This window comes from [Clostridium] aerotolerans DSM 5434, assembly GCF_000687555.1.
Taxonomy (GTDB): Bacteria; Bacillota; Clostridia; order Lachnospirales; family Lachnospiraceae; genus Lacrimispora; species Lacrimispora aerotolerans.
This window is the reverse complement of record NZ_JHWJ01000005.1, coordinates 246,171-259,261: the sequence shown is the minus strand read 5'-3', so window position 1 is coordinate 259,261 and position 13,091 is coordinate 246,171. Positions and strand designations below refer to the sequence as shown.

Annotated in this window: 12 protein-coding genes; 11 read left to right on the top strand and 1 reads right to left on the bottom strand. The window is 43.7% G+C overall.

Annotated features, from left to right (window positions below):
• Nucleotides 1–39 precede the first annotated feature (39 nt).
• The 6 genes from deoC to T546_RS0109555 are packed head-to-tail and all read left to right on the top strand — an operon-like array spanning nt 40 to nt 5,576.
• The gene (gene deoC, locus T546_RS0109580) at nt 40–675 is read left to right on the top strand and encodes a deoxyribose-phosphate aldolase (protein WP_026891419.1); all 636 of its coding nucleotides are present in this window, start codon (nt 40–42) and stop codon (nt 673–675) included.
• A 16-nt stretch (nt 676–691) separates the two neighbouring features.
• Entirely contained in the window at nt 692–1,639 is a 948-nt protein-coding gene (rbsK, locus tag T546_RS0109575) for a ribokinase (RefSeq protein WP_026891418.1), read from the top strand.
• Nucleotides 1,633–2,031, top strand: coding sequence for a D-ribose pyranase (gene rbsD / locus T546_RS0109570; protein ID WP_026891417.1), 399 nt, complete (start codon nt 1,633–1,635; stop codon nt 2,029–2,031). Before rbsK ends, rbsD begins: the two co-directional genes overlap by 7 nt.
• A gap of 29 nt (nt 2,032–2,060) precedes the next feature.
• Nucleotides 2,061–3,572, top strand: a complete 1,512-nt coding sequence (locus tag T546_RS0109565) for a sugar ABC transporter ATP-binding protein (protein WP_026891416.1) — start codon at nt 2,061–2,063, stop codon at nt 3,570–3,572.
• The gene (locus T546_RS0109560) at nt 3,556–4,518 is read left to right on the top strand and encodes an ABC transporter permease (protein ID WP_026891415.1); all 963 of its coding nucleotides are present in this window, start codon (nt 3,556–3,558) and stop codon (nt 4,516–4,518) included. Before T546_RS0109565 ends, T546_RS0109560 begins: the two co-directional genes overlap by 17 nt.
• A 35-nt stretch (nt 4,519–4,553) precedes the next feature.
• Nucleotides 4,554–5,576, top strand: coding sequence for a substrate-binding domain-containing protein (locus T546_RS0109555; RefSeq protein ID WP_026891414.1), 1,023 nt, complete (start codon nt 4,554–4,556; stop codon nt 5,574–5,576).
• A 51-nt stretch (nt 5,577–5,627) separates the two neighbouring features.
• Here T546_RS0109555 and T546_RS24585 read toward each other — a convergent pair whose 3' ends face one another.
• Nucleotides 5,628–6,497, bottom strand: coding sequence for an AraC family transcriptional regulator (locus T546_RS24585; RefSeq protein ID WP_026891413.1), 870 nt, complete (start codon nt 6,495–6,497; stop codon nt 5,628–5,630).
• Nucleotides 6,498–6,755: 258 nt separating this feature from the next.
• On the opposite strand from T546_RS24585, the gene T546_RS0109545 reads away from it, so the two are divergent.
• The 5 genes from T546_RS0109545 to T546_RS0109525 all read left to right on the top strand — a co-directional run bounded on the left by T546_RS0109545 (nt 6,756) and on the right by T546_RS0109525 (nt 13,038).
• Nucleotides 6,756–8,126 carry an oxidoreductase gene (locus T546_RS0109545; RefSeq protein ID WP_026891412.1) on the top strand — a complete coding sequence of 457 codons (1,371 nt, stop codon included), beginning with the start codon at nt 6,756–6,758 and terminating at the stop codon, nt 8,124–8,126.
• A gap of 13 nt (nt 8,127–8,139) precedes the next feature.
• Nucleotides 8,140–8,895: a 3-ketoacyl-ACP reductase gene (locus T546_RS0109540; protein WP_026891411.1), complete on the top strand. Its 756-nt coding sequence runs from the start codon at nt 8,140–8,142 to the stop codon at nt 8,893–8,895.
• A gap of 13 nt (nt 8,896–8,908) precedes the next feature.
• A complete protein-coding gene (locus T546_RS0109535; protein ID WP_026891410.1) occupies nt 8,909–10,813 on the top strand; it encodes an FAD-binding protein in 1,905 nt (634 codons plus the stop codon).
• 52 nt (nt 10,814–10,865) lie between these two features.
• Nucleotides 10,866–11,528, top strand: coding sequence for a YczE/YyaS/YitT family protein (locus T546_RS23220; RefSeq protein WP_051629707.1), 663 nt, complete (start codon nt 10,866–10,868; stop codon nt 11,526–11,528).
• Between the two features lie 163 nt (nt 11,529–11,691).
• The gene (locus T546_RS0109525) at nt 11,692–13,038 is read left to right on the top strand and encodes an MATE family efflux transporter (RefSeq protein WP_026891409.1); all 1,347 of its coding nucleotides are present in this window, start codon (nt 11,692–11,694) and stop codon (nt 13,036–13,038) included.
• Nucleotides 13,039–13,091 lie beyond the last annotated feature (53 nt).

Below are 13,091 nucleotides of genomic sequence, written 5' to 3'. Positions count from 1 at the left end.
GATAATAAAAACCAAGAAATAACAAAAGGAGAAAGAAAGATGAATCTAGCAGGAATGATTGACCACACAATGTTAAAGGCAGATGCTACCTCAGAAACGATTAAAAAATATTGTAAGGAGGCAAAAGAATACGGGTTTGCATCGGTTTGCGTCAATACATGTCAGGTGCCTCTGGCAGCGGAGGAGTTAAAGGGAAGCGAAGTAGGAGTATGCTGCGTGGTAGGCTTTCCCCTTGGTGCTATGCTTACGAAGGCTAAAGCCTTTGAGGCCATGGAAGCTGTAAAGGCAGGAGCCACTGAGGTGGATATGGTAATCAATATCGGGGCACTGAAAGATAAGAATTATAATCTGGTAAGAGAAGATATAAAAGCGGTGGCAGAAGCCTCTCAGGGGCGGGTTGTAAAGGTCATATTAGAAACATGTCTTTTGACCAAAGAAGAAATCATAAAGGTCTGTGAGCTTTCCGTGGAGGCTGGAGCTGATTTTGTAAAGACTTCTACAGGCTTTAGTACGAATGGAGCAGAAGTTTCAGACGTAGCGCTGATGAAAGAGACTGTGGGAACGAGAGCAAAGGTAAAAGCCAGCGGAGGAATTCGTACCAGAGAAGAGGCACTGGCAATGATAGAAGCCGGGGCAGACAGAATCGGAGCAGGAAACGGAGTTATACTGCTCTAAGAAAAGGAGAAATAGTATGGGAAAGAAGGTAACAGTTTTTGGCAGCTTTGTAGTTGATCTAATGGGACGATGTCCCCATCTCCCGGCACCGGGAGAGACGGTAAAGGGAAGTGTTTTTCAGATGGGGCCTGGAGGAAAGGGGTTTAACCAGGGCGTAGCAGCCCATAAGGCAGGAGCAGATGTTACCATGGTGACGAAGCTTGGAAGTGATGCCTTTGCAGAGGTGGCCCTAAATACCATGAAAAAACTTGGTATGAATTCAGAACGAATCTTTCAGACAAGTGAGACTGTAACTGGCAGCGCACTGATTCTGGTAGATGAGAATACGGCACAAAATGAAATTGTAGTGGTGCTAGGAGCCTGTGGTAACATCACGGATGAGGAGGTAGAATCACTCTCTGATCTATTGGACCAGTCAGAGTATCTGCTGACCCAGCTTGAAACCAATGTTTCAGCCGTAGAAAAGATCATTACCATGGCCTATGAAAAGGGAGTGAAAATAATATTAAATACAGCTCCTATCCAACCAATCAGTGATTTTGTTTTAAGCCGGGTCGATTTAATTACACCCAATGAGGTGGAGGCTGGAATTTTAAGTGGAATTAAAGTTGATGGTGTGGAAGGTGCAAAAAAAGCAGCCGATTACTTCTTTCATAAGGGCGTTAAGAATGTGTTGATTACCATGGGAGGCAGCGGAGTATTCCTTGCCACACCACAAAAGAGAGGCTTCCTGCCAGCATATAAGATAAAGGCTTTTGATACCACTGGAGCAGGGGATGCCTTTAATGGAGGGCTGACAGCAGCCCTTTCAGAAGGAAAGGATCTATGGGAAGCAGCACAATTTGCCAATGCACTTGCTGCTATATCTGTGCAGCGACTGGGGACCACAACATCTATGCCAGACCGGGAAGAAATCGATCGGTTTGTGGCAGAGCATGGAAAAGGAGAGTGGAGCTTATGCTAAAGACCGGAATCCTCCATCCCCAGCTGGCAAGAGTGATGGCTGAGCTAAGGCATATGGATATGCTGGTGATTGGAGACGCTGGACTACCCATTCCGAAAGGAGTAGAGCGGGTGGATTTAGGGTGGAAGCCTGGAAGTCCAGCATATTTAGAGGTGTTGGAAGAAATGGAGAAATACATGATAACCGAAAAAGCCATCTTTGCAAAAGAGGCTTTGACAGTATGCCCTGCTCTCCATGAAAAAGCCTGTAATCTGCTCCCCAAAGGAATCCCTGTGGAATACGTTTCCCATAAGGAATTAAAAAAGATGACAGAGGAAGCAAAAGCCATCATCCTGACAGGGGAATTTACCGGGTATACCAATGTGATCCTGATTTCTGGCTGCGCATATTAAGGGGAAATAGTGGGGAAGGGTGAAGTTAAATGGGAGAAGGGTACGTTTTAAAACTGGATAACATAGTGAAGGTATTTCCTGGAGTCAGAGCACTGGACGGAGTACATCTGGAGATCAAGAAAGGTGAGGTTCATGCTCTGTGTGGAGAAAACGGAGCAGGGAAATCCACCTTAATGAAAATCATAGCAGGAGCCCAGCCCTATACCTCTGGTACCATGCTATTAAATGGGAAGGAAGTTGTGTTTCATTCAGCAAAAGACGCCGAAAGGCATGGAATCGCTATGATCTACCAGGAATTTAACATGATTCCGGAACTGTCAGTCGCTGAAAACATGTATCTGGGAAGACTGCCGGTCAACCGATTGGGGAAGGTTGACTGGAATCGTCTGTATCAGGACGCGCAAGAGCATTTAGACCATCTTGGCTTACCATTCTCAGCAAAGGCAAAGGTAAGAACCTTATCTGTGGCTGAGGCTCAGATGACAGAAATCGCAAAATGCCTTACCATCGGCGCCAAAATTATTATTATGGATGAACCGACTGCGGCTTTGGCAGAGGAAGAAATCCGGATTTTATTTCAGACAATCGAAGAACTTAAAAAGAAAGGGATTTCTGTCATTTACATATCACACCGTATGGATGAGATTTTTAAGATCTCAGACCGGCTCACCGTGTTCCGGGATGGGAAGTTTGTAGCTACAAAGAATATTGATGAGACAGATTATGAGGATGTCGTTTCCATGATGGTGGGAAGAAAGGTGTCCAATCTATACCCGGTGAGGAATTATATTCCGAAAGAAGTGGTCTTTGAAGCCAGGGACATAACAGGCCGGGGAGTCCACGGTATCAGCTTAAAGCTTTATAAGGGAGAAGTTTTAGGAATCACCGGTTTATTAGGGTCTGGTGCCGTTGAGCTTTCCAAGCTGATTTACGGAGCAATTCCCATGGAGAGTGGAATCATTATGATTGGCGGGGAGAAAAAGGACTGCTCCTCTCCGAAAAAAGCTTTAAAGGCAGGCATTGGATTTGTTTCCGATGACAGGAAGCAGGAGGGGCTTGTTCTTGTAAGAAGCATTCGGGAAAACATCTCCATGTCTTCCTTAAAGAAGTTTACCAGAGGTGTTTCCTTAAATAAAAAGCTTGAGATGAAATGCGTACAGGATCAGGTGAAAGCGCTTAACATCAAAATCAGTTCTGACCAACAGCTGGCAGGGAAATTAAGTGGCGGGAACCAGCAGAAGGTAGTATTTGCAAAAGTGCTGGAAGCTGATTCTGATATACTGATACTGGCTGAGCCTACACGAGGGGTAGATGTAGGCGCTAAAGCAGAAATCTACAGCATAATAAACAGGCTGACGGAATGCGGAAAAAGTATCCTGGTCATTTCCACAGACCTTCCGGAATTAATCGGAATCAGCGACCGGATTCTGGTCATGCGGGAGGGGCATCTGGTTTTAGATGTTTTAAGGCATGAGGTGAATCAGGAGACAATATTGGCACATGCGTCTGGAGGGGTGAGTGAACATGAATCAGGAAACTAAAAAAAGACTGATGAATCAGATTAATATTTATCGTTCATTTCTGATATTGGTAGTCATCTGTATTTTTGCGGCATTTTTATCAAATAGCTTTTTAAGTGTATCAAATCTATTTAATGTATTCAAACAGATTACTGTTGCGGGGATTATAGCCTGCGGTATGACCTTTGTCATTCTCACTGGAGGTATAGATCTATCCGTTGGTTCTATCCTGGGATTATCTGGTGTGGTGGCGTCTGGTGTACTTCAATCAACCGGCAATACTGGATTAGCGGTTCTAACTGCATTGGCCATAGGGATTGTCTGTGGGGCAGTCAATGGATTCTTCATTTCTCATTGTGAGATTCCTCCATTTATCGCAACTCTTGGTATGATGACTCTGCTTCGGGGGTGTGTTTTAATTTTCACAAAGGGGTCTCCCATTCCAGTGAAGGCAGATATCTATAAATTTTTAGGTAAGGGTATGATTCTTTCCATTCCTGTGCCTGTTATCATACTCATACTGCTGTATTTACTGGCCCATTATGTATTGACACAGACCAGTTTTGGGCGAAGTGTTTATGCTTTTGGAGGAAACAGAGAAGCGGCCAGACTATCGGGTATTTCTGTTAAAAGAACAGAATGGATGGTTTACATCATAAACGGCTTGCTAAGCGGTGTTGCAGCAGTGGTACTGACCGCCCGGCTGGGTTCGGCACAATCTACCAGCGGACAGGGGATTGAGATGGATGCAATCGCAGCAGTTATACTTGGGGGAACCAGCTTAAGCGGAGGGACTGGATTTGTTCTTCCTACAGTGATAGGTGCCATGATTATGGGGATCATCGATAATATTCTTACGCTCATGAACGTAAATCCTCATGCAACCTATATTGTAAAAGGCGCAGTGGTACTGATTGCAGTTTTAGTGGACAAGAAGGTAAAGGATTTATCTGCGAAAGCAGAGTAAATAAATATTTTTTATGGAGAAGGGAAGGAAAAATTATGAGGAAAAGAAGGTTTTTGGCAGCATCGGTACTTTTAGGGGTGGCTCTGGCTTCGCTTACAGCGTGCAGTACTGAAAAAACAGTAGCTACGAAGCAGGACACAGCGGTAGAAACTACAACGGCCAGGACAGAAGAATCGAAAGCAAAGACGGAGGCTAAATCGGGGGATAAAAAGTATGTGGTGGGACTTGCTATGAATACCCAGACGAATCCCTTCTTTGTAGATGTAAAAAACGGGGTGCAAAAGGCGGCAGATGAACTGGGGGTAGAGCTTTATATTACAGATGCCCAGGATGATCCCACCATTCAGATGAAGGATGTGGAAAATCTCATTACCAAAAAGCCAGACTGTATTATAATTGATACCTGTGACTCCGATGCCATCGTTTCTTCCATAGAAGCCTGCAATGAAGCCGGTATCCCGGTGCTTACGATGGACCGGGAAGCCAGCGGCGGGGAAGTGGTTTCTCATATTGGTTATGATGCCGTAAAATCCGGCAAGCTTGCAGGGCAGTATCTTGCGGACACCCTAAAGGGAAAAGGGAATATTGTTGAGATTCAGGGCATTATGGGGACCAATGTAGCCCAGAACCGATCTAAGGGCTTTAATGAGATCATCAGCCAGAACCCTGACATGAAAATCGTTGCCTGCCAGGTGGCTGATTTTGATCGTGCGAAAGGCATGAGTGTCATGGAGAACATTCTTCAGGCTAATGATCATATTGACGGGTTATATGCAGCCAACGATGAGATGCTTCTGGGAGCGTTAGAAGCGGTAGAGGCAGCAGGCAGGCTTGATGAGATTACTATGATCGGCTGTGATGCCATTGATGATACCATTAAGGCTATCAAAGCAGGTAAGGTAGAGGCAACCATAGCGGAACCTCCTTACTTCCTTGGAAAGGCGATTATGAACGCTGCTTACGATTACTTGGAAGGAAAGCCAGTTGAAAAATATGTAATTCTGGACAATGAACTGGTCACCGCTGACAATGTAGATAAATTAGTTACAAAAGAATAAGGACAGTACAATAAAAAAGCCGGCAGATGCAGCCGGCTTTTTTTCGTTTTCTTACTTCCCTGAATGATGTTGATAAAACATCTTGTGATATTGATAAGGGGTCATTTCTTCCTTTTCCTTAAACAGGCGGATAAAGTAATTGATATTGTCATAGCCGATTTTAGTGCAGATTTCATTCACCGTAAGGCTTGTATTTTGCAATAGTATTTTCGCCTTATTGATACGAATCAGCTGAATGTATTTTTTAAATCCATAGCCAATGATTTCCTTAAATTGATGAGATAGATAATATTTATTGATGTAAAAACTCTGAGCCACCGTTTCAAGGCTTAAGGGCTGGCTGTAGTTATGGTCAATGTAATCCTTAATGGCAAAGATAACATTCAGGTCATCGGGATTTTTCTGAATTGCAAATGCTTCGGGATTACTGCGGTAAAGTAATATTAATATATTAAAAAGAGTAGTTGCACATCGCTCTTTCCATTTCACTTCATGGCTTGCTGTTTCTGAAACAAGGGTTTTAAAATAGCCTTCCATTTCGTCTGCTGTTTCAGGGGTTAGGTCAATGACGCCCAGATGTTGATTGCTCCTTACAAAGGCAGAGGACATGATGGGATCATGAATGTAGTCTGAACAGAGGTCCATGGAAGATACAAACACGTATCGATGATAAGGCGTGTGCATGGAATGGGTGGAGTGGTTTTCAAGTGCACTGATGAGCACAATCTGATTCTTTTTGATGGTATATGCTTCTCCTGAAATGTCAAAGGTACATTGACCTTCCTTTACAAATATAATTTCATTTTGGGTGTGATGATGCCTTGTAAGTGCAGCATTATGATTGCTTTCATCATAATAGGCATGAGCGAAATCTTTTGAGTGAAAGTTCCCATTTTGTGCCGTATTTATCTTATCTCCCATACCAAACCTCCTCCTCTTATACATGGAATGCTATAGCTTTATATAACAGTAATACCATTAACAAATGAAGTAAATAAAAGAAAAACAAGCTGTTTTGTAAATTATAACCATTTTTTTGTGGAAGTCAACCGTAAATCTGTATTAAGTCAACATGAAAACAAGAAAGGTGTATTTTGCAACAATTTATTGCCTAGCTATTATGAATAAAACTTTTTATAATTAACTCACATTAATAGTTCAACTTTGGAGGTTATAAGCATGGCAAAGCACAAAATGTTTCGGTATATGTCATTGGAGGAATTGAGACAGGAGATAAAAAATCAGGAAGTAAACATTGATTTAACAGAAGATTTATCCCCCCTTAAAAACAAGGTAAAAGTAGGACACCTAACAACATCAAATGCGATGGCAATTCTGCCAATGGAAGGCTGTGACAGCAATCCAGACGGCTCCATGTCTGAGCTTACCAAACGCCGTTATATGAGATTTTCAACCGGCGGTTCCAGTCTGATCTGGTGGGAAGCCAATGCAGTGGTAGAAGAAGGAAAGGCTAATCCCCAGTCGTTAATGCTGACAAAGGAGAATGTCGGTTCCTTTCAGGAGTTCTTAAAAGAGAGCAGAAAAGCAGGAAAAGAAGCAAATGATGTTTCTCTCATTCATATCCTTCAGCTGACCCATTCTGGCCGCTACAGCCGTCCGGGAGAGGAAAGAGCTCCTATGGTGGCATTCCGTGATCCTATCTTAGATGAGAGAAGCGGCATATTTCGTGATGATCAGGTGGTGACCGATGAATATCTGGATTCCCTGACTGAAAAATATGTGGAATCTGCTCTGCTGGCCAAAGAAGCTGGATTTGACGGAGTTGATATCAAGGCATGCCATAAATATCTCTTAAGTGAACTTCTCGGTGGATTTACCAGGGAAGGAAAGTACGGCGGAGAAAGCTTGGAGAACCGCAGCCGTTTTCTGGTTCAGACGGTGGAAGCCATCCGAAAAGCTGTTGGCGATGAGTTTATTATCGGCTGCCGCTTAAATGTGTTCGATGTTCACCCATACCCATATGGATTTGGATGTGATAAAAATGACATTTATCAATTTGACAGCACAGAGCCAGTGGCATTAATCAAAATGCTGGTTAAGTCTGGAGTGAATGTATTTGCACTCTCTTCCAGCAACCCATACTTTGTTTACCCTCAGTTTGGACGTCCCTTTGATATTCCAAGCTTGGGTGTCCCGGAGCCGGAAGAATCCCAGCTTTCTATTATTGAAAAGATATTTGAGTACACCAGAATTGCACAAGAGGCAGCTGGCGATGTGCCCATTATTGGAAATGGCTACAGCTGGCTTCGTAAATATATTCCCAATGCAGCCGCAGCTAATATTAAATCCCATTCCTGCAGCATGGTAGGTCTTGGCCGTTCCAGCTTTGCATATCCGGATGCAGCCCATGACATTTTTACGAATGGTGAAATGGATTCTAAAAAAGTATGCGTTTGCTGCAGCAAATGTACCCAGATCATGAGAGACCATGGAAGCACAGGCTGCGTGGTCCGGGATTCAGCCGTATACGTTCCTAAATATAAAGAAGCAAGAGCGGCGGCAGAAGCTTTGGCAGCAGCGAAACGATAACAGGAGGATTCAAATGGCAAAAACAGCAGTAGTGACCGGTGGAACCCGTGGAATCGGATTAGCCATTGCAAAGCAGCTTTCAGAAGACGGCTTTCAGGTTGTCATAGTCGGAACCCGTGAAAAGGAAGCGTATGCAGAACAATTAAAGTGGTTTGATGATAATAATAAGGATTATTTCTATGTGACTGGAGATATCTCCAGCCAGGAAGACAGAGTTCATATTGTAAAGGAAAGCGTGGCACATTACGGGAAAATAAACGTCCTTATAAATAACGCGGGAGTTGCTCCTAAAGTTAGAGCAGATCTTCTTACTATGAGCGAGGAAAGCTTTGATTATGTGCTGGGAGTCAATCTTCGGGGAAATATGTTTTTAACCCAGCTGGTTGCGAACCAGATGATAAAGCAGGAGGAGAAAGGAATCATTATTAATGTTTCGTCCTGCTCCGCAGAGGTGAGCTCTGTAAACCGTGGAGAGTACTGTATATCAAAGGCTGGTGTCAGCATGCTGACTAAGCTTTATGCGGACCGGTTATCCAGTGAGGGAATTCTGGTCTATGAAGTCAGACCGGGTGTTATCTTAACGGATATGACCAGTACCGTGCAATCCAAATACGAAAAGATGATTGAAGATGGCGTATTTCCTATTCGCCGCTGGGGACTGCCAGAAGATGTGGCACTGGCCGTAAGCGCGTTTGCAGGAGGGAAATTCCCATATACCACAGGAAACTTTATTGATGTGGACGGAGGATTTCACATCAAACGACTTTAAACAGAGGTACACAATGGAGAAAGTTAGTTATAAGTTCTTACAATATGACACAGTCGTAGTGGGAAGCGGTGCAGCAGCTTATAATGCGGTCGATTGGCTCTATGACCTTGGCCGGAGAAATATTGCCTTGCTGACAGAAGGAATCCGCATGGGAACCTCCCGGAACACAGGAAGTGATAAGCAGACCTACTATAAGCTTTCCGTGGGTTTTCATGAAAACGATTCTGTGTACGAGATGGCTCAGACACTATATGAGGGGGAGGGGGTAGACGGCAGCGTTGCCCTGGCAGAGGCCGCCAATTCCCTGCGCTGTTTTTACAAGCTGGCGAATCTGGGAGTGGATTTTCCCACCGATGAGTTTGGAGTATACACTGGCTATAAGACAGATCATGATCCGCGTCAGCGTGCAACTTCCGCAGGGCCTCTAACATCCCGCTACATGACAGAAGCCCTGGAAGGGTCAGTAAGTAAAAAGAATATTCCAATTTTAAATGAGCTGCTGGCTTTTCAGATTTATGAAGAGGACAATAAAATCCGGGGAATTATCTGCTTAAATAAAGATAAGCTTTCTGATAATCAGCTGGAACTGGTCGTCGTTGCAGCAAATCATGTGATCTGGTGTACCGGAGGACCAAGCGCCTGTTATAAAAATGTGGTCTATCCGGCAGGTCATACAGGAATGTCAGGGGCACTCCTTGATGCAGGTGTCAGGGGCGTGAATCTTCAGGAATGGCAGTACGGACTCGCTTCCATCAAGTTTCGCTGGAATGTATCAGGAACTTATCAGCAGGTGCTGCCACGGTATGTATCCATTGATAAGGAGGGAGTGGAACGTGAATTTCTTACGGACTATATGAGTAAGGAAGAGGCACTGAATCTGGTGTTCTTAAAAGGCTATCAATGGCCCTTTGATGCCAGCAAAAAAGACGCTTCTTCACGGATCGATTTATGTGTCTATGAGGAAACTGCAATAAAAGGGCGCAGAGTGTATCTGGATTTCATGAATAATCCAGCTGGTTTAGAGGGCGGGTTTGAATGCCTGTCAAAAGAGGCCCATTCCTATCTTTTAAAATCCAATGCTCTGTTTGGCACTCCCATTGAGCGGTTAAAGCACATGAATCCTCTTGCCATTGACCTGTATAAGAGTCACAGCATTGATATTGAAAAAGAAATGCTTGAAATCAGTGTTTGTGCCCAGCATCACAATGGGGGCATATTGGTGGATGCCAACTGGGAGACTTCGATGAAAGGACTGTTTGCAGCAGGAGAGGCAGCAGGTACCTTTGGAGTCCATCGTCCAGGCGGCTCCGCTTTAAATTCCACTCAGGTAGGCTCTATGCGGGCCGCTCAGCATATTTCATACACCAGTGAGGAGGAGACACCAGATCCTTCGTTGTGGAAGGTATCCCCGGACAAGCTGGCTGAGGAAATAGGAAACAGTCTTTTAAGCATGATAGGAGAAGAAAATAACGCCCTTACGGTAAGAGAGGACCTTCAAAATGCCATGTCTTGTGTGGCAGCCCAGGTCCGTGATTTAAAGGGGTTGTCTGAACTGCGTGAGAACGTGGAACACTACCGGATTCATTTTAAGAGCCTGGTGAAGGTTCCTAATATCAGAACCCTTCCTATCTTATTAAAGACATACGATATGATTGTGACCCAGTGTGCTGTTTTAGAGGCCATGGAGCAGTCGGCAGCTTTATTTGGCAGCAGGGGAAGCTGCCTGGTAAAAGAAGAGACGGGTGGGTATCTGCCAACCAAATCTCATGATAAGAACCTGCGCCTGATTACAAGGCAGGAAAATGGCCGCTTCACAAGCCTTACGGAAGAAGTGACCCCGGTTCCCCAGAAAAACGACTGGTTTGAAACAATATGGGCAGAGCATCGAACGCTGCGCCAGTCCAAACAAACGCGATAAAGTAACGGTCTCATCTCATTCTATTTCATATCAACAAAAAAGGGGTATTCATATGAATTATACTAAAATGGCACAGCGCATCGCTGTATACGTAATTGGGGTTCTTTTACTTGCACTGGGAGTCGTACTAAACACAAAATGCTTACTTGGAGTATCTACAACAAATTCCGTTCCGTTTGTTATCAGCAAAATCAGCTCAATGACACTGGGAACAGCCTGTACCGTAGTTTATCTGGCAGACGTATTATTTCAGTGCATCATTTATCGTAAGATAAAAATCAAAGTACTTCTCCAGTTTCCTTTTTCTTTTGTTTTTGGCTGGATTGTGGATTTTTATAATAAATTTATAATCATATCAAATCCAAGTATCATGATAAAAATCGTGCTCCTGGTATCAGCGATTCTTTGCATCGCAATCGGTATCAGTATGGTGGTTAATATGGACTTTGTACCAAATCCTCCTGATGGCGGAGTACAAGCCCTTTCTGCCATTACAAAATTGCCTTTTGGACGTGCAAAAGTGCTCTATGACGGTATTATGCTTGGAATCACTGTTGTCATCAGCATGATATCCACCGGAACCATCATCGGCATCGGTATAGGTACGGTTGTCGCATTCTTTACCATTGGAAATATCATTCACTTTATCAATAAGAAATTTGGAGGCTGGTTCCGTAATATTTATGACAAGGAATTAAAACCTGCAAAAAGCTAAATAATAGGGATTGGAAATGCAGTCACAAGGCTTAAGTCATAAGCGATGTGGCTGTTTTTTCATTATATTATAAAATATCGGTGACAAGCCCATTGGAACGTGATAGAATACGTTTGCACTGCTAAAAAACAGGATACTTATGAGCAAAGAAGGATAAAGAACAATGGAAACAGATATGACAAAAGGCAGTCCCTTACCAATTATCTTAAAATTTACACTGCCACTATTTTTAGGTAATATTTTTCAGCAGCTTTATAATATGGTGGATACCATTATTGTGGGTCGTTTTGTAGGGCCAGGTGCACTGGCAGCAGTTGGTTCCACAGGAACTATCATGTTTTTAGTGATTGGTTTTTCCCAGGGAATGAGTACTGGTTTTACGGTTCTTACCAGCCAGAGGTATGGAGCTGGCGACAGGGAGGGGACCAAGCATTCTGTGGCAAATGGTACGATATTATCTATTTTTGTTATCGTGTTTATGACATTGATCAGCCTTCTATTTATGAAGCCGCTTTTAAGACTTATGAACACTCCGGATGATATTTTTAATGATGCATTGACATATATATCAATCATTTGCATAGGTATTGTTGCAAACGTATTTTATAATCTGTTTTCCTCTTTTTTACGGGCCGTGGGAAACAGCAGAGTTCCTCTTTATTTCCTGGCATTTTCCTCGGCACTAAATCTTTTACTTAATCTGCTTTTTGTAATTGTTTTTCAGTGGGGGGTGGCAGGTTCGGCTTGGGCGACCAATGTATCGCAGGCAATTTCCGCCATACTCTGCCTTATTTACATTTTTAAGAAAGTCCCGGCGCTTGCACCATTCGCGCACCACTGGAAGCTGAGCTTTCGCGATACAAGGCATCAGCTGTCTGTGGGAATCCCGATGGCTCTTCAATTCGGGATAACGGCTTCCGGCACCATGATCATGCAGTCTGCGATCAATTTATTTGGTTCTACGGCAGTCGCCTCTTTTACGGCAGCCAGCAAGTTTCAGAACATTGCCATGCAGGGAATGATGGCAATGGGTCAGACCATGGCAACTTATACGGGTCAGAATTACGGAAAAGGGGATATTAAGAGAATCAGAAAAGGGGTCCGGCTGGCACTTTCCACAGAATTTGTCTATGCCATCGTAAGCTCCGCTGCGGTATGCCTTACGCTGCCACACGCTCTTGGGCTGTTCTTTTCCGGTGATGTGGATATTTCAGCAATGCTTCCCTGGGCAAAGACTTATATTTATTTATGCGCTTTATTTTATATTCCCTTAAGTACGATTTTCATATTCAGAAATACTATGCAGGGCTGTGGGTACGGATTTCTTCCCATGATGGGCGGCGTGGTAGAACTCATAGCGCGCCTTATCATGGCAGTATTTGCAATCCGTTTCTTAAGCTTTCCCTTATCCTGTGCAGGAGATCCGGCGGCCTGGGTCAGCGCAGCAGTATTTACCGGCATTGCTTATATTTTTGTTATGAAGAAGGTAGAAAAAAATTTGACTTCCTAAAAGATTAAAATCATTTGTAAAAAGCGGGCATACTAGGATTCGGAATCCTTTAT

Excerpts from the sequence above, each read along its gene's own strand:
- T546_RS0109560 (WP_026891415.1), top strand. The coding sequence starts at position 3,556 with ATGAATCAGGAAACTAAAAAAAGACTGATGAATCAGATTAATATTTAT.
- T546_RS0109535 (WP_026891410.1), top strand. The coding sequence starts at position 8,909 with ATGGAGAAAGTTAGTTATAAGTTCTTACAATATGACACAGTCGTAGTG.
- deoC (WP_026891419.1), top strand. The coding sequence starts at position 40 with ATGAATCTAGCAGGAATGATTGACCACACAATGTTAAAGGCAGATGCT.
- T546_RS0109555 (WP_026891414.1), top strand. The coding sequence starts at position 4,554 with ATGAGGAAAAGAAGGTTTTTGGCAGCATCGGTACTTTTAGGGGTGGCT.
- rbsK (WP_026891418.1), top strand. The coding sequence starts at position 692 with ATGGGAAAGAAGGTAACAGTTTTTGGCAGCTTTGTAGTTGATCTAATG.
- T546_RS0109545 (WP_026891412.1), top strand. The coding sequence starts at position 6,756 with ATGGCAAAGCACAAAATGTTTCGGTATATGTCATTGGAGGAATTGAGA.
- T546_RS0109565 (WP_026891416.1), top strand. The coding sequence starts at position 2,061 with ATGGGAGAAGGGTACGTTTTAAAACTGGATAACATAGTGAAGGTATTT.
- T546_RS0109525 (WP_026891409.1), top strand. The coding sequence starts at position 11,692 with ATGGAAACAGATATGACAAAAGGCAGTCCCTTACCAATTATCTTAAAA.
- T546_RS23220 (WP_051629707.1), top strand. The coding sequence starts at position 10,866 with ATGAATTATACTAAAATGGCACAGCGCATCGCTGTATACGTAATTGGG.
- rbsD (WP_026891417.1), top strand. The coding sequence starts at position 1,633 with ATGCTAAAGACCGGAATCCTCCATCCCCAGCTGGCAAGAGTGATGGCT.
- T546_RS0109540 (WP_026891411.1), top strand. The coding sequence starts at position 8,140 with ATGGCAAAAACAGCAGTAGTGACCGGTGGAACCCGTGGAATCGGATTA.
- T546_RS24585 (WP_026891413.1), bottom strand. The coding sequence starts at position 6,497 with ATGGGAGATAAGATAAATACGGCACAAAATGGGAACTTTCACTCAAAA.